General features: G+C 64.5%; 20 protein-coding genes. 8 read left to right on the top strand and 12 right to left on the bottom strand.

The window, feature by feature from the left end; translation table 11 throughout:
* Positions 1-30: 30 nt before the first annotated feature.
* Positions 31-1,323 (bottom strand): ABC transporter substrate-binding protein, encoded by a 1,293-nt coding sequence (locus V1280_RS37665; RefSeq protein WP_334535669.1) that lies wholly within the window; start codon positions 1,321-1,323, stop codon positions 31-33.
* A 358-nt stretch (positions 1,324-1,681) separates the two neighbouring features.
* Here V1280_RS37665 and V1280_RS37660 point away from each other — a divergent pair, with 358 nt between their 5' ends.
* On the top strand, positions 1,682-4,591 hold the full coding sequence (locus V1280_RS37660) for a tetratricopeptide repeat protein (RefSeq protein WP_334535668.1): 2,910 nt from the start codon (positions 1,682-1,684) through the stop codon (positions 4,589-4,591).
* Positions 4,592-4,600: 9 nt separating this feature from the next.
* Here V1280_RS37660 and V1280_RS37655 read toward each other — a convergent pair whose 3' ends face one another.
* Together V1280_RS37655 and V1280_RS37650 are read right to left on the bottom strand one after the other, a co-directional pair.
* Complete coding sequence (locus tag V1280_RS37655) at positions 4,601-5,374, bottom strand: alpha/beta fold hydrolase (RefSeq protein ID WP_334535667.1); 774 nt, start codon at positions 5,372-5,374, stop codon at positions 4,601-4,603.
* 52 nt (positions 5,375-5,426) lie between these two features.
* A complete protein-coding gene (locus V1280_RS37650) occupies positions 5,427-5,675 on the bottom strand; it encodes a malonyl-CoA decarboxylase domain-containing protein (protein ID WP_334535666.1) in 249 nt (82 codons plus the stop codon).
* Between the two features lie 111 nt (positions 5,676-5,786).
* On the opposite strand from V1280_RS37650, the gene V1280_RS37645 reads away from it, so the two are divergent.
* Positions 5,787-6,647 carry a LysR substrate-binding domain-containing protein gene (locus V1280_RS37645; protein WP_334535665.1) on the top strand — a complete coding sequence of 287 codons (861 nt, stop codon included), beginning with the start codon at positions 5,787-5,789 and terminating at the stop codon, positions 6,645-6,647.
* A 55-nt stretch (positions 6,648-6,702) separates the two neighbouring features.
* Here the strand turns inward: V1280_RS37645 and V1280_RS37640 are convergent, their stop codons facing one another.
* From V1280_RS37640 to V1280_RS37605, 8 genes are all read right to left on the bottom strand, one after another.
* On the bottom strand, positions 6,703-7,500 hold the full coding sequence (locus tag V1280_RS37640) for an adenylate/guanylate cyclase domain-containing protein (protein ID WP_334535664.1): 798 nt from the start codon (positions 7,498-7,500) through the stop codon (positions 6,703-6,705).
* Between the two features lie 189 nt (positions 7,501-7,689).
* Positions 7,690-8,805, bottom strand: coding sequence for a DUF2336 domain-containing protein (locus V1280_RS37635; RefSeq protein WP_334535663.1), 1,116 nt, complete (start codon positions 8,803-8,805; stop codon positions 7,690-7,692).
* A 225-nt stretch (positions 8,806-9,030) separates the two neighbouring features.
* On the bottom strand, positions 9,031-10,224 hold the full coding sequence (locus V1280_RS37630; protein ID WP_334535662.1) for an adenylate/guanylate cyclase domain-containing protein: 1,194 nt from the start codon (positions 10,222-10,224) through the stop codon (positions 9,031-9,033).
* A gap of 105 nt (positions 10,225-10,329) precedes the next feature.
* A complete protein-coding gene (locus tag V1280_RS37625) occupies positions 10,330-10,914 on the bottom strand; it encodes a HutD/Ves family protein (protein ID WP_334535661.1) in 585 nt (194 codons plus the stop codon).
* 115 nt (positions 10,915-11,029) lie between these two features.
* Positions 11,030-12,184, bottom strand: coding sequence for an ABC transporter substrate-binding protein (locus V1280_RS37620; protein WP_334535660.1), 1,155 nt, complete (start codon positions 12,182-12,184; stop codon positions 11,030-11,032).
* 24 nt (positions 12,185-12,208) lie between these two features.
* Entirely contained in the window at positions 12,209-13,042 is an 834-nt protein-coding gene (locus tag V1280_RS37615) for an amidohydrolase family protein (protein ID WP_334535659.1), read from the bottom strand.
* A 22-nt stretch (positions 13,043-13,064) separates the two neighbouring features.
* Positions 13,065-13,904 (bottom strand): shikimate dehydrogenase, encoded by an 840-nt coding sequence (locus V1280_RS37610; protein WP_334535658.1) that lies wholly within the window; start codon positions 13,902-13,904, stop codon positions 13,065-13,067.
* Positions 13,905-14,035: 131 nt separating this feature from the next.
* Entirely contained in the window at positions 14,036-16,132 is a 2,097-nt protein-coding gene (locus V1280_RS37605; protein ID WP_334535657.1) for an adenylate/guanylate cyclase domain-containing protein, read from the bottom strand.
* Positions 16,133-16,439: 307 nt separating this feature from the next.
* Between V1280_RS37605 and V1280_RS37600 the strand changes: the two genes are divergently transcribed.
* From V1280_RS37600 to V1280_RS37580, 5 genes are all read left to right on the top strand, one after another.
* Positions 16,440-16,745 carry a BufA1 family periplasmic bufferin-type metallophore gene (locus tag V1280_RS37600; protein ID WP_148774152.1) on the top strand — a complete coding sequence of 102 codons (306 nt, stop codon included), beginning with the start codon at positions 16,440-16,442 and terminating at the stop codon, positions 16,743-16,745.
* Positions 16,746-16,793: 48 nt separating this feature from the next.
* Entirely contained in the window at positions 16,794-17,711 is a 918-nt protein-coding gene (gene bufB, locus V1280_RS37595; protein WP_334535656.1) for an MNIO family bufferin maturase, read from the top strand.
* Positions 17,701-18,477, top strand: coding sequence for an HvfC/BufC N-terminal domain-containing protein (locus tag V1280_RS37590; RefSeq protein WP_334535655.1), 777 nt, complete (start codon positions 17,701-17,703; stop codon positions 18,475-18,477). The genes bufB and V1280_RS37590 overlap by 11 nt, the downstream gene beginning before the upstream one ends.
* Positions 18,477-18,986, top strand: a complete 510-nt coding sequence (locus V1280_RS37585; protein ID WP_334538508.1) for a DoxX family protein — start codon at positions 18,477-18,479, stop codon at positions 18,984-18,986. Before V1280_RS37590 ends, V1280_RS37585 begins: the two co-directional genes overlap by 1 nt.
* A 105-nt stretch (positions 18,987-19,091) precedes the next feature.
* Positions 19,092-19,904 (top strand): class I SAM-dependent methyltransferase, encoded by an 813-nt coding sequence (locus tag V1280_RS37580; protein WP_334535654.1) that lies wholly within the window; start codon positions 19,092-19,094, stop codon positions 19,902-19,904.
* 31 nt (positions 19,905-19,935) lie between these two features.
* Here V1280_RS37580 and V1280_RS37575 read toward each other — a convergent pair whose 3' ends face one another.
* Positions 19,936-21,507 (bottom strand): L,D-transpeptidase, encoded by a 1,572-nt coding sequence (locus tag V1280_RS37575; RefSeq protein ID WP_334535653.1) that lies wholly within the window; start codon positions 21,505-21,507, stop codon positions 19,936-19,938.
* A gap of 322 nt (positions 21,508-21,829) precedes the next feature.
* Between V1280_RS37575 and V1280_RS37570 the strand changes: the two genes are divergently transcribed.
* Positions 21,830-22,009 carry a hypothetical protein gene (locus V1280_RS37570; RefSeq protein WP_334535652.1) on the top strand — a complete coding sequence of 60 codons (180 nt, stop codon included), beginning with the start codon at positions 21,830-21,832 and terminating at the stop codon, positions 22,007-22,009.
* Positions 22,010-22,060 lie beyond the last annotated feature (51 nt).

The raw sequence follows: 22,060 nt of genomic DNA, 5'->3' as shown, positions 1-22,060 counted from the left end.
CAACGTCGATCAGCGTATCCGCCACCGCTTCTATCCGCGGGCCAGCACGGCGGAAGCATCGGCGACAAACTGCTTCGCACCGTCGGCGGGCGTCAGGCGGCCAAAGCCGACCTGCTCATTGACACGCCGAAGCACGCTCTGGATCTCGCCGGCGCCCCGCGGTGGCGGAGGCGGCAATGACCCAACCTTGTCGCTGATCAGGCTGATGTAGTCGACCATGGCGCGGCCGAGGTCGTCGAGCGTCGGCGTCAAGAGGTTGCGCACCGCGGACGACGGCGGCACGCCGCGCTCGACACCGAGCAGCTTGCCGGCCTCAGCGTCGGCAACGAAGTAACTGACCAGCTGAACCGCCGCCTCGGCCTGTTTCGACTGCGCCGAGACGCTCCACATCATGGCCGGCTTCAGATACTGCCCGGGTTTCGCGCCTTTTCCGCCGTCGGGAAACGTGGAGAGGCCGAGCTTGCTCTTGTTGATGGCCTGGAACCCGACCAACTGGTTGGAGTGGGCAAAGGCCATGGCAACCTTGCCGAGCGACAACAGGTTCGAGTCGATCTCGCCGCGGTCGAGCGCCTGGGTATCCGGCGCGGCGCTGGCACCGCGCTTTCGCAGTTCACTCCAGAACGCGAACCACTCGGTCATGTCCTTTTCGTCGTAGCCGACCTTGCCTTCGCCCGTGTAGAGCGACTTGCCGCGTTGGGTGAGCCAGACTTCGAGGACCGGCTCGTTGCTGCCGCCGTCCTCCATGCCCGTAAAGCCGTCGCGCTTGGCGGCCTTGGTGATCTCGGCGGCGAGATCGCCAATCTCGCTCCATGTCATGTTCCAGACCGGCTCTTTCAGGCCAAGACTCTGGATCAGTGCCTTGTCGTAGACCATCGCCGTTGAGTTGAGGCCGAGGCTGACGCCGTAGATCTTGCCGTCGACCTTGCCGCTGTCGATCGCGGCCGGGCTGAAATCCGTGAGGTTGAGGGCTTTCGGCACGTAGTTGTCGAGCGGCAACAGGGCACCCCGGCGGGCGTATTCGAAGATGTAGCGGTAATCCATCTGCAGCACGTCGGCTGCATTGCGACCGGCCGTTTGCGTCGCAAGCCGCGCCCAGTAGTCGGTCCAGCCCAGCGACTCGCCGGCGATCGTCACCTCCGGATGGCTACTCAGGTAGAGCTGATTGACCTTGTCGGTTCGCTCTGCCCGTTCCTTGGCGCCCCACCAGAACATGCGCAGCCGCAACTCCCGCGCCACAGCGGGCAAATCGCCGAGACCAGCCAGTGCTGCACCGCCGATACCGGCTCGAATCAATGAACGACGCGAAAGCGCAAAGCCGCTCATGACTTGTCCTCCCTGACCTCGTGTCGATCAAGGCGCGTGTGACGGCCCGGCCGATGACACCAGTTAACCGCTTGCCAATGCACGAGTTGCGTAACGTGCTTCTTTTTTGCAAGCGACCGAAAGTAGCGGCGCACTGTCGGCTTTGTCAAACCCGAGCTCGCGGGCTCCGACTTGAAGCATGGAATGTTCACCCCGCGCCAGCTTCGCACCAGCCTCGCACCAGAAACTGCCTCAACGGGACCCTCCGATCGCGCTCGGTAGCCCCCTCAAGCACAGCTTTTCCGGTCCCTTCATGAACCGCCAAGAACGCCGGGCCGCGGCCAAACAATCCCAGACCGTCGCGCCGCAGAATATGGCGGTGGCCAAAAGTCTGGAGGCTGCGAAACAGGGCCAGGCGCTGTTCAATCTCGGCCGGTATGCCGAAGCCCTGGACTGCTTCAACGTATTCGCGAAGCTCAATCCGAATGTCGCGCCGCTGTATCAGACGCGCGGGCTCTGCCTGCAGCGGCTGGGCCGGTTGGAGGAGGCGCAGGCCGATTTCGAGAGGTCGATTGCGCTGAACCCCAGCGAGGCCGAGACGCACAAGAACCTCGGCACGCTGCATTCGCGGTTTGGCCGGATGGAGCAGGCCTTCGCGAGCTTCGATCGCGCGCTCGCGCTTCGTCCGAATTTTTCCGCAGCGCTCAACGAAAAGGCGCGGGCGCTGTGGAGCGTGCAACTGCTGGACGAGGCTTTCGCGGCCTTTCGCCAGTCACTGGCGATCGAGCCTAGCAATGCCGACACGATCTGGAATCTCGCGCTGCTGCAGATGCTGACCGGAGATTTCGAGCGCGGCCTGTCGGGGCGCGAGGCGCGCTGGAAGGCGTCGTCTCTCGGCCTCGTCGATCGCGGATTCTCGCAGGCCCTTTGGCTACGTGACCAGCCGCTCGAAGGCAAGACCATCCTGCTTCATGCCGACGAGGCGCTCGGCGACTCCATCCAGTTTGCACGCTATGTGCCCTTCGTGGCCGCGCTCGGGGCCAGGGTCATCCTGGAGGTCAAGCCGGCAGTCCAGCGGCTTCTGGCCGGCGTGCCCGGCGTCGCACATTGCGTCGATCGATCGTCGACGCCGTCGCTGGCGTTCGACCTGCACTGTCCGCTTGGCAGCCTGCCGCTGGCGTTCGGGACGCGGCTCGACACCATCCCGTTCGCGCAAGGTTTTGTTCCCGCGCCGGCGGCGGAGCGCGTGAAGGCGTGGGAGAACCGGCTTGGTCCCCGCACGCGCTTGCGCGTCGGTCTGGTCTGGTCGGGAGATCCCGGCCACAACAACGACCACAACCGGTCGATAGCGCTGCGCGCGCTCGCGCCGCTGCTGGATTGCGACGTCCAGTTCGTCTCCTTGCAAAAGGGTCTCCGGGATCAGGACCGCGCCTTCCTCGACGAGCGTCCTGATATCCTCGACCTGACGGAGCAGCTCACGGATTTCAGCGACACGGCAGCGCTGGTGTCCTGTCTCGATCTGGTGATCTCGGTCGACACCAGCGTCGTTCACCTCACAGGCGCACTTGGCGTGCCGGTCTGGACGATGCTGCCTTTGAACCCGGACTGGCGCTGGCTGCTCAATCGCGACGATAGCCCGTGGTATTCGTCGATGCGGTTGTTCAGGCAGCCGAAGCGAGGCGACTGGGCCAGTGTCGTGGACAGCGTTCGCGGCGAGCTGGAGGCTATGGTTTCGGCATGGCGGGCGGACACACGGCCGCACCGAAGCGAGGCCTTGTCCCTCAAAGAGGATGCGCTCGTCTCGAATTACCTCGGCGATCAGCTCCGGCAACTCAAGCGCACGGACGAGGCTCTGCTGCACTTTCAGCAGGCGCTACAACTGAATCCGCGATATTTCGAGGCCGCGGAGAATTGCGGCAGGCTGCTGCTCGATCTCGGCAGGCCAGCGGAAGCCCTGGACTATCTGGACGCAGCCGAGAGATTGAATCCGAATTCCGCAAGCCTGTATCGGATCCGCGGCATTTGCCTCCAGGAGGCGAACCGGCTCGCGGAGGCGGAGGCCGACTTCGCGAGGTCCATTGCGCTTGCACCCGACGTCGCGGAAACGCACAACAATCTCGGCCTGCTGCATTGGAAGCTTGGCCGAACCGATCAGGCGTTTGCGTGCATCGATCGCGCGATCGCACTTCGTCCGGATTTTGCCGCAGCGCTTGCCAACAAAGCCTGGATGCTGCTGGATCTGCAATTGCTGGATCAGGCGTCCGCGGCCTTCCGCAGATCGCTCGCGATCGACCCGAACCGGGCGTCGACGGTTTTCAGTTTCGCGCTGCTTCAGTTGCTGACCGGAGATTTCGAGCGCGGCTGGGCGGGACGCGAGGCCCGCTGGAAGGCGTCGTCTCTCGGCCTCGCCGATCTCGGCTTTGCCCAACCGCTTTGGCGTGGCGAGCAGCCGATCGAAGGCAAGACCATCTTGCTTTATTGCGACGAGGGATTGGGCGACTCCATCCAGTTTGCGCGCTATGTGCCGATGGTGGCCGCGCTCGGGGCGCGAGTCGTCCTGGGGGTGCGGCCTGCGATCCGAGAGCTTCTGGCTGGGATCGCCGGGGTCGCGGAATGTACCAGCCGGGAAGCTGCGGCATCGCTGGCGTTCGACCTGCACTGCCCGCTTGGCAGCCTGCCGCTGGCGTTCAGGACGCGGCTCGACACCATCCCGCTCGCGCAAGGCTACCTTCCCGCGCTCGCGGCGACGCGCGTGACGGAGTGGGAGAATCGGCTTGGCCCCCGCACGCGCTTCCGCGTCGGTCTGGTCTGGTCGGGGGATCCGGGTCACAAGAACGATTACAACCGGTCGATCGCGCTGCGCGCGCTCGCGCCGCTGCTGGATTGCGACGTCCAGTTCGTCTCCTTGCAAAAGGGTGTCCGGGATCAGGACCGCGCCTTCCTCGACGAGCGTCCTGATATCCTCGACCTGACGGAACAGCTCACGGATTTCAGCGACACGGCAGCGCTGGTGTCCTGTCTCGATCTGGTGATCTCGGTCGACACCAGCGTCGTTCACCTCACAGGCGCACTTGGCGTGCCGGTCTGGACGATGTTGCCCTTCAATCCTGACTGGCGCTGGCTGCTCAATCGCGACGACAGCCCGTGGTATCAGTCGATGAAACTGTTCAGGCAGCCGAAGCGAGGCGACTGGGCCGGCGTCGTGGAGAACGTTCGGCGCGAACTGGGGGCTCTGGTGTCCGCGTGGCGGCAGGGGCAGGAGCCGTCTTTGCTCCTGCCTGCCGAGTGATCGTCACGCTTATTGTCCCGCGGCTTCGAGAATGAGACGCGCGATCTCTTCGGGGTGCGAGATCAGCGCGAGATGGCTCGCCTTTACCTCGATTGTCTTGGCCCCCATGCGCTTGGCCATGAAGCGCTCGAGGTCGGGATTGATGGTGCGGTCTTCGGTCGAAACGGCGTAATAGCTCGGCTTGGACCGCCAGGCGGCGTTGGCGGTCTTGCCCGCCAGCAACGCCTTGTGGAACGGTTCCTGCACCGCGTAGAGCACCTTGGCTTTCGCGGCCGGCAGATCGCCGGCGAAGTCGCGCAGGAAGGCTTCCTCGGAGAGGCGGCCCTCATCGCCGTCGAAGACGATGCCCGCGCTCGCCGGCGGCGTCGGAAAGGTCTTTGCGAGCGCCGTATAATCCTCGCCCGCGTCAGGCGCGCGTGCCGCAACATAAACCAGCGCGGACACGTTCGGATGCACGCCGGCCTCAGTCACGATCATGCCGGAGAAGGAATGGCCGACCAGGACCGTAGGGCCGTCCTGCCGCGCCAGCACGCGCTCGGCGGATGCGACGGCTTCAGGCAGCGTCGTCAGCGGATTCTGCACCGCTGTGACGTTGAGCCCGGCCGCCTGCAGGCGCGGGATCACCTCCGACCAGCAGGAGCCGTCGGCGAACAAGCCGTGCACCAGCACGACGTTGCGTGCCTTGATGGGAGCGGCGACAGCTGCGGACGCGCGTGTCGACATCAGCGAAGCTGTCGCACCGGCAGCGAGGATGGTGGCAAAGGTACGTCTGGTCATGGTCATGGCTGATCTCCTGGTTGAGGGGTCATGGATGGGAAGTGCGGTCGCGTGCGGCTCAATGGGCTTGCAGCAGGGCATCGACCTCGGGCGAACGGACGATGGTGACGTCGCGGGCAAAGACCTCGTGGTTGGCCTCGATGCCGTCGTGGTCATAGAGATGGTTGACCATGATGCCGAAGGATTTCCCGATCCCACGAATAGTTGTGTTGCCGAGCCAATTGATCCGCTCGAGCCGCGCGCCGTTGCCAGGATGAAACCGTGCCAGCCGGGCTGCACGATCCGTTCCCTGTGACCCCACTGACATGTTCGACCTCCTTCACCTGAATGCTCTCTTCGCAACAGAAGGTAGGGTCGGCACATTGATTATATAAACGATATTTTATAGTATGATTGATCGATAAATTGGATCAATCGAATGCTCGATTTCGAACTGCTGCGTGCCTTTGTCACCGTCGCCGATTGCGGCGGCTTCCATCGCGCCGCCGAGCAGCTGCATCTGACGCAATCGACCGTCAGTCAGCAGATCAAGCGGCTGGAGCAGGAAACCAAGCGCCCCTTGTTCCGGCGCACGACCCGCAGCGTGGCGCTGACCGACGACGGCGAGATGCTGCTCGGCGATGCCCGCCGCCTGCTGCAACTCGAGGAGGCTGCGCGCCATCGCCTGACCACACCGCGCCTGTCCGGAATGGTGCGTCTCGGCGTGGTCGAGGAAATTGCCGGCGGCTCGCTGCCTTCGGCACTCGGTCGTTTCGCGGCGCTGCATCCCGGCGTGAAGCTCGAGGTGCAGATCGGGGTCAGCGCGGAATTGATCGCGCAGCTCGATGCAGGCCGGCTCGACGTCGTGTTCGCCAAGCGCCCGCTCGGCACGTCGCGCGGACGGCTGGTGTGGCGCGAGCCGCTGGTCTGGGTCGCGGCCGAGAGTTTCGATCTCGTTCCCGGCGCAACATTGCCGCTCGCGCTTTATCGCGAGAACTCAGTCTCGCGCGAGGCGGCACTTGCTGCGCTCGACCGAAGCGATCTGATCTGGGACATCATCTATACAAGTCCCAGCCTGACGGGCGTGCGCGCGGCTTCGCTTGCGGGTCTTGCGATCACGCCGCTTCCAGTGAGCGCAGTCGTCACAGGCCTGCGCGTTCTGGGATTGGAAGAAGGGCTGCCTCGCCTGCCGGACCTTGAATTCGCGATCTATGAGAAGGCACGGCCCGAAACGGCTGCAGCTGCACTCGCCGCAGCTCTCCTGGCGCTCGGACAATCGCCGGCACGCCCGACGATTTGAGAAAGCACAATCCCGCGTCGGCAACACCGCTGACAGCCGCCAGAACAAGTCCGCTCTAACTCTCGACCCGATACAGCCGCCACCGCGCGGGCACGCCCTTGAGCTGGTGGCTGCCGTGATCCCTGAGGCTGATCTCGGATTGCGCCGCGAGCAGATCCTTCACCGCACGCGAGACCAGGACTTCGCCGGCGCGCGCCTTGGCGGCGACGCGGGTACAGATGTGTAAGGCAAGGCCGACCATCTCGCCGCCGCTGATGGTGTATTCGCCTGCGTGAAGGCCAACCCTGATATCAAGGCCGAGGGTGCGCACTGCCTCGCGAATCGCGGTCGCGCAATTGATGCCGGCGGCCGGCGCTTTGAAGGTCGCGAGCACGCCGTCGCCGGTCGTCACGACTTCCTTGCCGCGCGAAGATTTCAGCTCCTTGCGGACCGCCGCGTAATACAGGCCCATCACCTTGGTCCAGCGCGCATCGCCGAGCTTTGCGGCTTTTGCCGTGGAGCCGACGATGTCGACGATCAGGATCGTCGCCAGCGCCTGCTTGAGGTCGGCACTGCCATTGGCGGATTTGCGCCGGGTCGCAATCGCTCCTCGCAGCGGTTCATAGTCATGGCTGCGCCGGCGAGCGATCGCGGATTTGGTGTAGTCCTGGGCGCGCTGCGCCGTGCCGCAGCGGATCGTTTTCTCCTGCGGTAGGTGCGTCCAGTAAACCTTGCGTCCCTTGCCGGCGCCCTGCACCTCCACGGCACCCCATTTCAGGAACACCGCCGAGCCGACCCGCCGCACGCACCACGCCTTCGACGTGTACCCTGACACGTTCGACTGATGCAGGCCGATGCGAAGAAATTTGGGCATAAACGAGCGGCCAATCGATGGACCATCTGGGCGGACCTGAGATGGAGCGTAATTGGACGTTCCCGTGTTGGCAACAGGACTCCCGATCCAAGACTTGCTGAAGCGAAGACTTGCTGAAGCGAAGACTTGTTCAAGCGAAGGCTTGCCACAGAGAAGTGCGCCTTCGGACGCTTGGCTATCTAGCCGATCCTAGATCGAGCGCCGCGACTGTTGAAATGAGCCGCCAAAAGCCTCTTCCTTGCGCGTTCGATAGATGATGAGGACCTCGCGGCAGGCCTTGACGTTCAACCGGTGGAAATCGAGCTTCAACCGCTCCAGCTCACCCGCGGTGATCCGGAAGTTGGCCGCTCCCAGGAACAGTAGCGCCATCGTGGTCGGCCACGAGAAATCGAGGGATTTGGCCAGAATCAACGCCGGCTCGCGATCCTTCTCGATCAATGCCCGTTCCGCGACATCGGTCGGCAACCCGCAGAGTAACGACAGCGCGACCGTCGTCTCGTTGAACTTGAGAGAATGAGCAAGCTCGAAGATCTTGTCTTCCGTCAGCTCACCTCTCTCGTGCAGCTTCGCGACCGTACGTTTCGCCGTAAAATAATCCTTCGATGTCGGGCCAAACCGGGCGTGAATGGCCCCGGTGATGTCGACGACGACTTTATGGATCTGGGTTTCGATATCCGGGCGTTCCTTCTGGAGCTTCTGCCGCACCTCTTCGGAGGCTTTGGCGATCAGCTGGTGGAAGAGGTGTCGGGGAATGTCCTTTCGAAGCCCCACCGACTCCGCAAGGATCGAATCGCCTTCCGACCGCCGCACCAGATGGAGAAACCCGGATCTTGAAAAATTCGCGCCGGTGTTCGATGCGACCGAGGTGACGACCTCGGGCGATCCGCGCACCACCAGCACATCGGTGACTGCTTCCGGGACCGCCTGCCGTTTGGAGATGGCAAGCAAATGCTGCTGGCTCTTGCCCTTTGCGCACGCGATCAATGTCTCGGTGTCAAGGCGCTGCGACTGACTGAGGACAGGCCATGCGACGTCGATGCAATCATCGCTGGCCATCTGCCGGGTTAGCGCAATGGGCGCGTTCGGGCTGCAGGCGAGCTTGCCGGCGAGCTTCGCGCGCGCGCTCGTCTCGATCTCCTGCGCGAGACGACCGATGACCTCGCCAAAAGTCCAGATCTGTTCCTCGGAATAGGTGCCGGCGATCAGAATGTCTGCCGCATGCCACAGCGCCCGCAGACAGCTCTCGGGATTTCCTCTCTCAACCGCTTCGTCCAACTCGACCAGGAAGGATGCAGTGACAGCCATTGATGCGCTCGCAGCTTGAAAACGATCAAACGACAGAAATAGGACTTCGAAGTAATGGCGCATAACATCACCACAGACTTCAACGCGCGGTAAAACCTCCCTAGTCACGTTGGGACGGACTTAAGGTCCACATAATCAGATCGCTTGGATTTTAGGTATTGACGGAGCCGGCAGAGGCGCGGAGCAAAAGAAGCGCCGGCGAGTCGGGCCAGGCCCCCATCCGCCTCATCCGTGAAACGCGAACAGCTCGATCGGCTCGCTGAAACCGCGCACGGCATGCTGACCGACCCGTTCGAGCTCGAACTCCGGCATCACCAGCTCGGCAAAATCGCGCGACAGCAACACCGGCTTGCCGACCTGCTTGGTGAGCGCCTCGAGCCGCGAGGCCATGTTGACGGCGGGACCGATCACGGTGAAGTCGAGCCGGCTGGTCGAGCCGATATTGCCGTACATGACGTCGCCGACATGGACGCCGATGCCGTAGTTCAGCGGCGCGCGGCCTGTGCCCTTGTTGCGCTCGTTCAGCGCCGCCATGGCCTGGCGCGCCTCGGTCACCGCGCGCAGCAGATTGGCGCAGGCGTTGGGCTGGCTCAGCGGAAAAATGGCGAGCAGTCCGTCGCCGATGAATTTCAGGATCTCGCCGCCATGCCGCGCGATCGGCTCGGACATCGCGTCGAAATAATCGTTGAGGAGATCGATGACGTCGTCGCGCGGCCAGTTGTCGGAGATTTTCGTGAAATCGCGCAGGTCGCAGATCATGATCGCGGCGCGCACCGTCGTGCCGGTGCCGCGACGCGTGGCGCCGGCGAGGATCAGCTCGCCGGCATGGGCGCCGACATAGGTCTCCAGCAGCGTTCGCGCCAGGCGGTTCTTGACACGGATCTCGCTGACCAGCGCCAGCACCGGCAGCACTTTCTTCAACGCGGCGACATGGGCGTCGTCGAAGCCGCCGCGGCGGTCGGTCGAGAACGTGATGAGATGGCGCTTGCCGAGCGTATGATAGAGCGGCCACGCCACATAGTCGGTCAGGCCCTTGGCCCGCATCTCGTCATAGAGCGCGTGCTTGCGACCGAGCGAAGGATCCCGTTCGAGATTCTCACGCACTTCGGTTGCCCCGTCGAACATTTCGTTGGCCGGGCTGCCGATATATTCGGAGCGTCCCATGACATCGAAATCGACCCGCCCGATCTCGGCCTCACGCATGCCGTCGGACCACATGAAACGCGCCCCCAGCCATTGCGGATGCTGGATCCGGACGTGGAGCGTCGACCGCTTGAGCGGAATGCCGGCCTCCTGGAGGCGGATGCACATCTCGGCAAAGATGTTGTCGATGAAGCGCTGGTCGCGCGTGCCGTTGGTCAGCCAGTCGACGACGGCGTCGGCTTGCGTGGCAGCTTGTGTCTTGTCTGGCGCGTTCATATCTTGCCCTGGGCGGCGATCTGCATCTCCGCACATATCGTGTTCCGGCGCGGCCGCGTCAACCTAGCCAGTTGCATGGATTGTGCGCATCCGCGCGATCGCCGTCTAGCCGACGAGCCGGATCGATCCCAACACGGCCAGCCCCGAGACGAACGTCAACCTGGACGTCCCGCTCAGCTCGACCTTCAGCGTGCTGCCACGGGGGATGGCAAATTCCTCGCTATTGAGACGAATGCTGCAATCGCCGGAAACCGCGTAAACCAGATGCGTTCCGGCGGGCAATGGCTGATCGCCGGGCTCCCTGAGCGCGAGGAGCTCGATCTCCGCCGCACCGCGCCGTGCCATCAGGTTGACGACCTCGACCGGGCCGGCCTCGAGCGCGGTGACGATCTCCATTTCGCCGGTGAAACGCACGGTGGTGAACGGCTCGCGCTCGTCGAATTCCTGCCCCTGCGCTTTCAGCACCAGCCCGCGCCCGCTGATCACCATCTGCAGGCGGTCGATGCCCGGCATGTAAGAGAACGGCCCGGGCGCCACAATCGGCGTGGAGGCGAAGCGCCACAGCAGGCTGTCCCAGTCCTTCACCGCCGCATCGGTGCGATGCGCATCCGCGATATCGGTAAAGACGCCGCCGCCGTTCTTCCAGGGCGAGCGGGTGTAGTCTTCGGATTGCAGCAGCGTGGTTTTCATGGGTTTCAGCTCGTCCGGAAAAGGCGCGCAGACCGATATCACAATTGCCGCGGGCCTCAAATCGCGCCATCGTCCAGGTGAAAGCCAGGACGACGTTGGGCAAATGCCGCGCGCCTCACTCGCTCTTGCCGCCGTTCAGCTTCGGCAGCGTCTCGACGATCTTCTGCTTGCCATCGACGATCTCCGCGAGAAAGCTGGCGCGATCGATGTCGCCGTTCTGGTCCCAGCTTGCTTCCATCAGCATGCCCGGCGCCTTGTCGGGCGTCAGCGTCAGGCCTTTCATCGCCGCGCCAAACGCCTTGCTGTCGAACTTGCCGATTTTTTCGGTGACGTATTTCACGAGATAGACCGCGGTGTAGCCCTTGATGCCGTTGTGATCCGGCCGGTACTTGAAACGGTCGCTGAACTTTTTGGTGAACGCGTCGATCGCCGGCACCGGCGCGTCCGCACTTAGGCCAACATGGCCGCGTACGCCGTTGGCGGCGGGGCCGGCGAGCTCGACCACCTTCTGGCTGAGCAGCGTGGTCTCGCCGAACAGCGGCGTCGAGAGGCCCTGGCGCTTGGCTTCGATCAGGAATCGCGCGCTCTCCTCCTCGTTGGTGTAGACGAACACGGCATCCGGCTTGGCGCTCTTGAGCTTGATGACGTCGGAGCCGAAATCGACCTGCCCCTGCTCGGTGGAGATATCGGCCGCGATCTCGATGTTGCGCGTCTTCATCTCCTTCACGAAATTGTCGTGGCCGCCCTTGCCGAAATCATTGTTGACCCAGACCACCGCGACGCTCTTCACCTTCAGCTTATCGAGCAGATAGTTGGCGATCTTCGGCATGGAGAATTGCTGGCCGAAGGCGGTGCGGAACACCCAGGGATTGCCCTGCGTCGTGATGTCGGCGGCCTCGGCGCCGACGATCTGCGGGATCTCGGCCTGTTGCGTCAGAGCCATATTGACCTTGACCGAACCGGAATAGATCGGCCCGAGCACGACATAGGGATCCTTGTCCAAAACCTTCTGCACCTGCGCGCGCGAGATGCCGGGGTTGCTCTGGGTGTCCAGATGCTCGGTCTGGATTTTGCGGCCCAAAATGCCGCCGGCGGCGTTGATCTCGTCGACCGCGAGCGCGACGCCGTCGCGCCAGTTGGTGCCGGAGACGGCGCCGGGGCCGGAGAGCTCGATGACATCGGGGATGTAGACGGTGCTCTGCGCGCGGGCCGCGCCCGTCGAAAGCGATGCCGCCAAGGCAATGACGAGCGTTCCTGCAAGATGCCTCATGATGTCCTCCCCTTACTTTCTTTTTTATGATCCGTCGAAGCCGAGCAGCTTTGCCGGCGTTCGCCACAGCAGGCGATGCCGGTCGCTGGAGTCCGGAAACAGTTTTGTCAGCACCGCCAGCAGCGGCCCGTAGTCGAGCCGTTCAGGTGCGCGCAGGAACGGATAGTCCGAGCCCCAGACGCAGCGATCGAGCGTGAAGGCCTCGACCAGCGCGTCGATGAACGGCCAGCTGTCCTCATAGGGATGCGGCTGCTGCGAGAATTTATAGTAGCCGGAGAGTTTGATATGCGCGTCGCGTTCGCGACCGATCGCGAGCAGCGCCTGGAAGGCCTTGCCTTGCACGCCCTGCGCGACCGAGGGCCGGCCGCAATGGTCGAACACCAGACGTACCGGCGATTTGCCGATCAGCGGCACCAGGTCGAGCAATTGATCCTGCTCGACCTGGATCTGGAGAAACAGGCCGAGGCTCGTCAGCTTCTCCAGCAGCGGCGCGGTGTTGCGATAATAGCCGGCGCCGTGGAACGGTAAGTTGAAGGCGACGCCGATCACGCCGGCCGCCTTCAGACATTCAAGCTCCTTGATGTCGACGTCGTTCTCAACGACAGCAACGCCTCTGAAGCGACCACCGCCCTGCCTCAGCGTATCAAGCAGGATGCGACTGTCGCTGCCATAGCCGGTGTTGGTGGCGACCACGAGCCCGTGACGGACATCGAAGGCGTCGAACACGCGGATGAGCTGCGCGGCCGGTGCGATTTCCTGCCCGCTCGGCCGATACGGCGTATCGGCGCCGTAGGGAAAACGAACGGGATCGAGCGCGTGGATGTGGCAGTCGATCTTGGGGCCAGCCGGCAAGGTCATGGCGCAAAGCTCCCTGCGCGATTCAGAACGTGGCCTCGACGGTCTTGATCAGCTCAGGCGTCACATCGGGCATCACGCCGAACCAGGCCTTGAAGGCAAGCCGCGCCTGATTGAGCAACAGGCCGAGCCCGTTCACGGTGACGCAGCCGCGCGCGCGGGCATCGGCCAGAAACGGCGTCTCGAGCGGCGTGTAGATGAGATCGGCGGTGAGCGTTGAGGGCTTCAACCGCGACAGGTCGATCTCGAGCGCGCTTTTGCCGACCATGCCGCGATCGGTGCAGTTGACGAGCAGCGCGACATCGCCCAGCGCCGCGGCGCGATCGTCCCACGGAACGGTGCTGACGGCGGAGCCGAATTCGGTCGCGATCGCCTGCGCCTTCTCCGCCGTGCGGTTGGTGATGCGGATCTCGCGCGCGCCGTTCTCGAGCAGCGCCACGACCACCGCGCGCGAGGCGCCGCCCGCGCCGAGCAGCAGGATCGGCCCGGCATCGCCGCGCCAGTCGGCCCTGGCGTCGCGCAGGCTCTGGACAAAACCGTTGCCGTCATTGTTGAAGCCGGACAGCGTACCGTCCGCCTCGACGACGATGGTGTTGACGGCGCCGATGCGCCTGGCGGTCTCGTTGACGCGGTCGAGCATCGGCGTCGCCGTCTGCTTGTGCGGCATGGTGACGTTGCAACCGCGGAACCCGAGCGCGATCAGCCCGTCGAGCGCATCCTCGAGCCGCTCGGGCTTCACCGCGAGCGGGACGTAGGAGCCGCGGATGCCGTGCGCCTTCAGCCAGTAATTGTGAATGACCGGCGAGCGCGAATGCGCGACCGGCATGCCGATGACCCCCGCCAGCCCAAAACCATCCCGCGACATACCGCGATTCCCGTCCCTGACACGCGCCCTTCGGCGCGCGACCATGTTATTTGGTCATTTGTCCAAGACAATTAGAGGGAATGGCTAGCCGGTGCAATGTGAATCTGGGGAACGCGAGACGCGGGCCGTCGCTATTTCGATGTCAGTGCCTCTACCGGCCGCCAGCCGGCGTCGGGCGCGGACGCAGCGAGCTGCCGACAACGGTCGCGCATCAGCTCGGCCGGGCGATCGTGGCTGCGCTGCTTCAGCACGGCTTCGAAATCGGCGAGTGCCGCAGCAAACCGGCGATCGCGATAGTTGGCAAGGCCGCGCGCGTAGTCCGCGATCCAGCCGATCGGTTCACCGTCGATTGCGCTTTCGTTCGCGATGCCGATCAGCTCGTGGACGGAGAGCCCCTCCTCCCGTCCGTAAACCGCGATACTGTCGACCTCACGCGTGACGACCGCACCGCGCGCCAGACGTTCGGTCGTCTCACCGATCAGGATTTGCGTTCCATAGGATTTGTTGGCGCCTTCGAGCCGGCTCGCGACGTTCACGGCATCGCCGATCACGGTGTAGTTCAGCCGCAGCTCGGAGCCGATATTGCCGACCAGCATGCGGCCGGAATTGATGCCGATCCGGATCTGCAGCCGCTGGCCGAGATCGTCGGCCAGGCCGGACTGCTCGATCGCCCCGCGGCAGGCGAGTGCCGCGCGGCAGCACCGCACCGCGTGATCCGCCTGCGGCTGCGGCGCCCCCCAAAACGCCATCACGGCATCGCCGATGAACTTGTCGATGGTGCCGCCATTGGCGACGATGATCTCAGAGGTGATGTCGAGATAGCGCGACAGCAGCGGCACGACCCGGTCGCCGAGCCGCTCGGACAATCCGGTGAAGCCGGCGATGTCGATGAACATCACGCTGAGCTCCTGGATGCTTCCGCCGGGTTTTGCCTCCACGCCCTGGCGCAGCAGGGCGCGGACGAGATCGGCCGGGATGAACTTGCGGAAGGCTGACAGTCCGGATGCCATCTCGGCGATCGCGCCCGACAGGCTCGCGATCTCCTTGAGTCGCGACGGATGACGACGGACCAGCTCCAGCGCGAAGGCTTCGACATGACGAAGCTCGCCCACCACGCGCGACAGAGGCGCGGCAATGACCGAACGCGCCAGCGCCGCCGACACCAGCGCCGCGAGCACCGCGCCGATGGCAAGGCCGAGGATCAGGTGCCGCAGCGTGGTCTCGACCGGACCGAGGAATTCGGCCTCGGGGATCACCGTTGCCAGTGACCAGCCGGGAAACGGCAATGGCGTGAGCGCGACTTCATAGGCCGCGCCTTGCGAGGTGAGCCGGCTTCGCCAGGCTTCCTTGCGGCCGGCCTCACCTGCTTTCACGCGCGCCATCCGCGCGAGCGGCAACAGCGCAATGTCGCCCTTGGCGGAATGCAGCTCATCGGCATCCCTGTCCGGTGCGGCGACAAGCTCTCCGCTGTCGTCGAGGATGAAAGCCGTTCCCGTGCGCCCGACTTCGAGCTGCGACAGGAAGCGCGCAAGCCTTGTGTATTCGATGATGACGGCAAGAACGCCCTGCCGCTCCTGATAGACGTCGATCGGTCCCGCAAAGGCGATCGACGGCCGCTGCCCGGTCGGATGATCCATCACCCTGAACCATTGCGGGTCGTCCGCGGTGAGCCCGGCCTTGAACCAGGCCTGATCGGCGACGCGGAATTCCGTCGGCTCGAAGCGGCGATTGGCGAATTCGATATCACCGGGCACGACGTCATATTCGTCGACGCGGCGCTCGCCCGGATGATCGGTCAAAGAAATCTCCATCATCTCCAGGCGCCGGTCGCCGAGCTTGTGCGCGGCGAAGAACGAGCCATCGGGCCAGCCAAAGGCCACCCAGGAGATCGTCGCCTGCGATTGCAGTTGCGACAGGAACACGAATTCGCGCTTGTCCGCTTCGCGGGTGTCGAGCACGTTCTGGAGGAACAGTGTGCGGATCGCGGTGTGCGCGGCGCGCGCCTCGTCGACGATGGCCGCAACCTCCTTGCGGACCGCCGCCACGATCTGCTCGTTGATGGTGGAGGCGAGCTGCCGGCTGGTCGCCTCCGCCGTTCGCCACCACAACAGGCTGGAAAGGGCGGCCGTCAGCAGGATCGCCGTCAGGACCAGTGCGGACACGGCGAGGCGAATGCTGACCGTCAATCTGGCGATCGCCTGAAGCTGCTGCCCGGGTAAGCCCTTCATCGTGGTTTCCGCCCTAGGTCACTGGTCGCTTGATAGCTCTACGGCGCGCGGGCGCCTTCGTTACTGCCTGCAAGGATCGCCTGCCGTCTCCAATGCCCTCCGGCTAACGTCTCGATAGCGCCCAGGCATTGGATTTGCGTCGGCTCTTGCCGCTTTAGTCCCGGCCGAGCGCATCAGTGTATGCGCCTCACCCAACTGTCTCACGGACTCGTGAGCCGCCCAATCGGTAACGTGGGCCGCTCGCGAGGCGAACGGGACAATGCGCCTTCGCTTTGCCAAGCGATGCAATCTTGAAAAGGAGAACTCGATGTCTGCCAAACATGTCGTCACGTCACTCGCTCTCGCCGGCGCCCTCTCGACCGCACTCGCGACCCTTGCCGCCGCCGCTCCCCTGACCAAAGCCGAGGCCGATGCCGCAGTCGCCGCCAAGAAGGAAAAGTGCTTCGGCGTCGCGCTGAAGGGCCAGAACGATTGCGCCGCCGGACCGGGCACCACCTGCCAGGGCACCTCGACCACCGACTTCCAGGGCAATGCGTGGAAGTTCGTCCAAGGCGGCACCTGCGCCAGCATCGACCTGCCCAACGGCAAGAAGGGCTCGCTGAAGCCGGTCTAACGCACTCGAGCCGACACATCACCCACACCAAGGAAGCGGAGCAGCATCATGATCACGGCCACCAAACCAGCCGCCGTGCCGGTCGTGCCGCTCCGCTTTTCGCTGCCAATCGGCGGCGTCGCCGGCACCAGCTTCAAGCACGAGCACCTTGCGGCCATCCTCGCCGCTGGTCCGCAACGCGGCTTCTTCGAGGTCCACGCCGAGAATTACATGGGCGCAGGCGGACCGCCCCACCGCGCGCTCGAAGCAATCCGCCGCGACCATCCGCTCTCGCTACACGGCGTCTGCATGTCGATCGGAGGACCGCAGCCGCTCGACAAGGCGCATCTGGCGCGTTTCCGCAGCCTCGTGGCGCGCTATCAGCCGGCCATGGTGTCCGAGCATCTCGCCTGGTCGACGCATGAGACGAGCTTCTTCAACGATCTTTTGCCGCTGCCTTACACCGAGGCGACGCTGCGCCATGTCTGCGATCACATCGACCAGATGCAGGAGGTGATCCGGCGCCCGATCCTGCTGGAGAATCCGTCGACCTATCTGGCTTTCACCGGAACGACGATCAGCGAGACAGACTTCATCCGCAGTGTTGCGGAGCGCACGGGATGCGGCTTGCTGCTCGACGTCAACAATGTCTTCGTATCCGCGACCAATCACGGCTTTTCGGCGCTCGATTATCTCGCCGATTTTCCGCTGGCGCGCATTGGCGAGATTCATATTGCAGGGCACGACGAGCAGGCGGACGACGACGGCGAACCACTCCTGATCGACAGCCATGACGGCCCGGTCGCGGACGCCGTGTGGAAGCTGTTCGAGATCGTGGTGCAGCGCCGCGGCCCGGTGCCGACGCTGATCGAATGGGACTCCAAAATTCCCGATTGGCCGGTCCTGCAGGCGGAGGCCGCCGCGGCACAGGCCATCCTCGATCGCTGCGGAACCGCCGCGGCTGCGGAGGACCGTCATGCCGCCTGAGCCACTCTCCTTTGCCGCGGCCTTCGCACCGGCGCTGCTGGATCCCCTGCGTGCGGCGCCGGCGGTCGTGACCGGCCCGAACGGCAGGACGGCGGGAAAGCGCTACGATGTCTATCGCAACAACGTTACGGTGAGCCTGATCGACGCGCTCGCCGCAATCTATCCGGCGGTGCAGCGCATCACCGGCGCTGACTTCTTCCGCGCGATGGCGCGCTTCCATGTTCGCGAGAGCCCGCCGGCCTCGCCGCTGCTGTTCGAATATGGCCGTGATTTTCCGGATTTCGTTGCACGGTATGAGCACGCGCAGACCATGCCATGGCTCGCCGATGTCGCCCGGCTGGAGCGAGCCTGGCTCGACGCCTACCACGCACGCGATGCAGCGCCGCTGGCGCCGGCGCAGCTTGCAGCGATCGGGCCGGAGCGGTTGGCCGATCTGGTTTTCACACCGCACCCGGCAGCGCAAATCGTGCGCTCCGACTTTTCCGCGGTGACGATCTTTGCCGCCAACCGTGACGGCGCGCCCGTGGACAGCATCGACGCCTCTACGCCGGAAGACGCGCTGATCACGCGGCCCGGTTTCGACATCATCGTGCAGCACCTGCCTCCCGGCGGCGCCGTCTTCGCGATCTGCCTGACGGAGGGTCGGCCGCTCGGCGAGGCCGCGGCATCCGCGCTGGACGCATCATCCGACTTCGACATCGCCGCCAACATTGCCGGCTTGATCGAGGCCGGCGCATTCACCTCAATTGCCTTCGGAGACGCATGATGATCACGGACCAACGCATGCCGGCAGATGGAAGCCTGCCGCCGCTTAGGCTTCTCGTCGAGAAAGCCGGTCGGCTGGTGCAGACGATCGCCGCTCCCTCGCTGGTCCAGCTCGTGCTGCGGCTGGCGCTGGCCGTGCCGTTCTGGCGCTCCGGCATTCTCAAATGGGGCGGCTTCCTCAAGCTGAACGACACCGCGGTGACCCTGTTCACCGACGAATTCATGTTGCACCTGCCCGGGGGGCCCTATCACTATCCCGCACCGGCAGTGATGGCCTTCCTGTCCGGGTGCGGCGAGATCATGTTTCCAATCCTGCTGGTGCTGGGCCTCGGCACGCGGTTCGCTGCGCTTGGGCTGCTGTTCATGACAGTGATCGTCGAACTCACGGTGCCCGACGGCTGGCCGGTGCATATCACCTGGGCGGCGATGGCTCTGGGCATCATGGCCTATGGACCGGGTCGCGTCTCGCTCGACCATCTGATCGGGCGAGCTTTGTCATCCGAGCGATAGGTGCGCTCCATCCCGGGCTGCGGATCGCCGATTGGACGACGTCGTTCCGTGCTGGTCGATCCGTGCTATTTTGCCCGTGATAGCCAAACCTTCAGCGAGGCAAGCATGTCCAGCACTGACAAGGTTTTCGCAGGCTCGGTCCCAAAACTCTACGACGAATATCTGGTGCCGCTGATCTTTTCGGTCTATGCCGACGACCTTGCCAGGCGCATCGCCGCGCTGTCGCCCTCGGCCCTGCTCGAGATCGCCGCCGGCACCGGCGCCGTCACGCGGGCCGTAGCGGCGCTGCTGCCTGCCGGCGTCCGCTATGTCGCGACCGACCTCAACGAGCCCATGCTCGCGGTGGCGAAGCAGCGTCAGGGCGATGACCCGCGCATGACCTGGCGTCAGGCCGATGCGTTGACGCTGCCCTTCGACGACGCGGCGTTCGACGTCGTCTGCTGCCAGTTCGGCGCGATGTTCTTTCCGGATCGCAGCCAAGGTTATGCGGAAACGAAGCGGGTGTTGCGGCCTGATGGCACGTACCTGTTCAGCGTCTGGGACCATATCGAGGACAACGTATTCGCGAATGACGCGACGATCGCGCTCGGCAAGATGTTTCCCGACAATCCGCCGCTGTTCATGGCGCGGACGCCGCACGGCTATCACGACAAGGCCGTCATCAAGGCCGACCTCGAACGCGCGGGCTTCCGGGACATCTCGATCGAGACGCTGACAGCGATGAGCCGCGGGCCCTCCGCGGACTATGTAGCGACCGCGTACTGCCAGGGAACGCCGCTGCGCGGCGAGATCGAGGCCAGGGATGCGAGCAAGCTTCAGGCCGCAACCGATGCCGTTGCCCAAGCCATCCGGAAACGGCACGGCTCCGGGCCGGTGGAAGCGAAGATTCAGGCCCTGGTGATCACGGCCCGGCCGTAGCGGCAGGAGCCGCTACGCTCCGGCCCCGCGCTTACCAAAAGCTCCGCTGCACCGGCTGCGTCGATTGATAGTACTGGTACTGGCCGCCGCGGCGGCGCGGATTGACCGGCTGCGGAGCGGGATCGCGCTGTCCAAAGAAGAAGAAGCCATTGCCACCAAAACCGCCGCCATTGCCCCAGCCATCGTCGCTGGCCATTTCCACCGGCGGCGCGGTCGGCTTGCGGGTGATGAAGCCGCCTTGCGGATGGTTGCTCAGGACCGCAACGAATTCGGTGCGGTAGTTGGTCTCGGCGCTCAGCGGCTCGTCCGAGATGATGATCGACGAGCGCGGCAATGCCGTCGGCCCGATGCGATCCCACACCTCCTGCGGGATGGTGACGCGGTCGAGCGCGTCCTTGGCGTTGTCGCCCTCGTCGATGGTGACGACGCTCCAGCGCAGGCCCGTGTCGTTCTTCGCCATCGCCGTGAAGATGTGGGTGCCAAGCGGCTGGTCGGGATTGCGGATGGTAACGGGAACTTCGATGCTGGTGTCGAACACCTCACCGCCGCCGTCGGGCGCCGGCTTGTGGGTATTGCGCCGGACATAGAGCTTCTGCGTCGAGCGGCTGACGTAGACCGAGACCGGCTCGGACGCGAGCTTTGCGTCGGTCGCAGCCTTCACGGCTTCGGCCTTCCTGGTCGCGGCCGCCTTGGCGGCGTCCTTTGTCGCGGCCACGGCGTCGCGCTTCGGCTGCGCCGCGGCCTTGGCGGCGTCCAGCTGAGTTGCCGCATCAGCAGCCTTGGTGGCAGCCTTCTGCTTCAGCTCGTCGGCCTTTGCCTTGGCCTGGTCGGTCTTGGCGTTGGCAACCAGCTTGTCGGCATAGGCATTCTCGGCGTCGGCGCGGACCTTCTGCTGCTCGAGCTTGCGCAGCGACGCCGGAAGCGATTGCGCGTCCTTCGCGGCCGCTGCCGCGGCCTTCTTGGCTTCATCAGCCGCGCTCACCGCCACCTCCGCCTCGGCCGAGAGCTTGTCGGCACGCGCGGGCGCCGCCGCGATGGCCTCCTTGCTCGGCACGAACAGCGAGGGATGCGAGAAATCGACCGGAGCGGCGTCGTTCGGCGAGATGATCACCCGCATGCCGATATTGGTCTTGTCGAACAGGCCCTCGGCGAAGGGAAAGGGCATGCGCACGCAGCCATGCGAGGCGGCATAGCCGGGCAGCGGCCCGCCATGCAGCGCGATGCCGTTCCAGGTGATGCGCTGCATGTTCGGCATCCAGGCATCGTCATACATCGAGGAGTGGTGGTCCTTGTCCTTTTCGATGACGGCGAAGACGCCGGCGGGCGTCTCGCGCCCGGTCGTGCCGGTCGAGACCGGCGCACGGAGGATCCAGCCCTCGGAATCGTAGAACGTGACCTGCTGGCTCTTGATCGACACGATCGCCATGATCGGCTCGCCGGCCTCGCGCTGCGCTACCGCCTCGGCGGTCTGGCGCGGCTGCTTGGCGGCAAGGGCTGCGCTCGGGGCGGCCAGCGCGACCGCCGCCGCGAACATCACAATTCCGGAAGCCCCCCAACGCCGCATCACTCCATTAGATTGCGCCGTCGTCATCAGGTCTTTCATGCCATTCCCCGGTTGCCTGTCCGCACTTGCGTCGATCATCGATCAGATTGCGATCTTTGGATTAAGAAATCGCAGCCACCATCTGTTCCGTTTCCGGCGATATTCGGTCCGTTCCGGCGACGAAACTCTCATATACGACGGCCCGCGCGGGCGGAAGGGCGGTCCGCCGCCGGGGCTGGCCTGGAGCTGGCCGGCGCGCTGCGGCAGAATGTCAGCCCTCGGAGGCGGCGGGACGGGATGTGACCGGAATCACAGAGAATTGCGTCAAGCCGCAGGAACGTTGGCGATAAATTCGCCAAACACCGTATCGAAGGATGAACAGGTGTCCTCAAATCTCTCGCAGATTGCGGCGACCGTGGCCGGGCTGGCGCTCCTCGCCACCGGCTTCGTCGTCTTTTCCAAAAGCCCGACCAGGAGTCTGGTTAAAAGCCTCGCGGTCTCGATGTCGCTGGCCGTGCTTGCGGCCGTCCTGATCAGCGTTGCCCGCAATCTCGGATCGTGAGCCCGGCGTTTTTTCAGTTGCTCTGGGCTCCACATCACGTTGCAGCCGAAC

The sequence above is a fragment of the Bradyrhizobium sp. AZCC 2230 genome, from assembly GCF_036924495.1.
Lineage (GTDB): Bacteria > Pseudomonadota > Alphaproteobacteria > Rhizobiales > Xanthobacteraceae > Bradyrhizobium > Bradyrhizobium rifense.
This window is presented reverse-complemented; position numbering and strand designations above follow the sequence as displayed.

Excerpts from the sequence above, each read along its gene's own strand:
- V1280_RS37665 (WP_334535669.1), bottom strand. The coding sequence starts at position 1,323 with ATGAGCGGCTTTGCGCTTTCGCGTCGTTCATTGATTCGAGCCGGTATC.
- V1280_RS37655 (WP_334535667.1), bottom strand. The coding sequence starts at position 5,374 with ATGACCATGACCAGACGTACCTTTGCCACCATCCTCGCTGCCGGTGCG.
- V1280_RS37650 (WP_334535666.1), bottom strand. The coding sequence starts at position 5,675 with ATGTCAGTGGGGTCACAGGGAACGGATCGTGCAGCCCGGCTGGCACGG.
- V1280_RS37645 (WP_334535665.1), top strand. The coding sequence starts at position 5,787 with ATGCTCGATTTCGAACTGCTGCGTGCCTTTGTCACCGTCGCCGATTGC.
- V1280_RS37640 (WP_334535664.1), bottom strand. The coding sequence starts at position 7,500 with ATGCCCAAATTTCTTCGCATCGGCCTGCATCAGTCGAACGTGTCAGGG.
- V1280_RS37635 (WP_334535663.1), bottom strand. The coding sequence starts at position 8,805 with ATGGCTGTCACTGCATCCTTCCTGGTCGAGTTGGACGAAGCGGTTGAG.
- V1280_RS37630 (WP_334535662.1), bottom strand. The coding sequence starts at position 10,224 with ATGAACGCGCCAGACAAGACACAAGCTGCCACGCAAGCCGACGCCGTC.
- V1280_RS37625 (WP_334535661.1), bottom strand. The coding sequence starts at position 10,914 with ATGAAAACCACGCTGCTGCAATCCGAAGACTACACCCGCTCGCCCTGG.
- V1280_RS37620 (WP_334535660.1), bottom strand. The coding sequence starts at position 12,184 with ATGAGGCATCTTGCAGGAACGCTCGTCATTGCCTTGGCGGCATCGCTT.
- V1280_RS37615 (WP_334535659.1), bottom strand. The coding sequence starts at position 13,042 with ATGACCTTGCCGGCTGGCCCCAAGATCGACTGCCACATCCACGCGCTC.
- V1280_RS37610 (WP_334535658.1), bottom strand. The coding sequence starts at position 13,904 with ATGTCGCGGGATGGTTTTGGGCTGGCGGGGGTCATCGGCATGCCGGTC.
- V1280_RS37605 (WP_334535657.1), bottom strand. The coding sequence starts at position 16,132 with ATGAAGGGCTTACCCGGGCAGCAGCTTCAGGCGATCGCCAGATTGACG.
- V1280_RS37600 (WP_148774152.1), top strand. The coding sequence starts at position 16,440 with ATGTCTGCCAAACATGTCGTCACGTCACTCGCTCTCGCCGGCGCCCTC.
- bufB (WP_334535656.1), top strand. The coding sequence starts at position 16,794 with ATGATCACGGCCACCAAACCAGCCGCCGTGCCGGTCGTGCCGCTCCGC.
- V1280_RS37590 (WP_334535655.1), top strand. The coding sequence starts at position 17,701 with ATGCCGCCTGAGCCACTCTCCTTTGCCGCGGCCTTCGCACCGGCGCTG.
- V1280_RS37585 (WP_334538508.1), top strand. The coding sequence starts at position 18,477 with ATGATCACGGACCAACGCATGCCGGCAGATGGAAGCCTGCCGCCGCTT.
- V1280_RS37580 (WP_334535654.1), top strand. The coding sequence starts at position 19,092 with ATGTCCAGCACTGACAAGGTTTTCGCAGGCTCGGTCCCAAAACTCTAC.
- V1280_RS37575 (WP_334535653.1), bottom strand. The coding sequence starts at position 21,507 with ATGAAAGACCTGATGACGACGGCGCAATCTAATGGAGTGATGCGGCGT.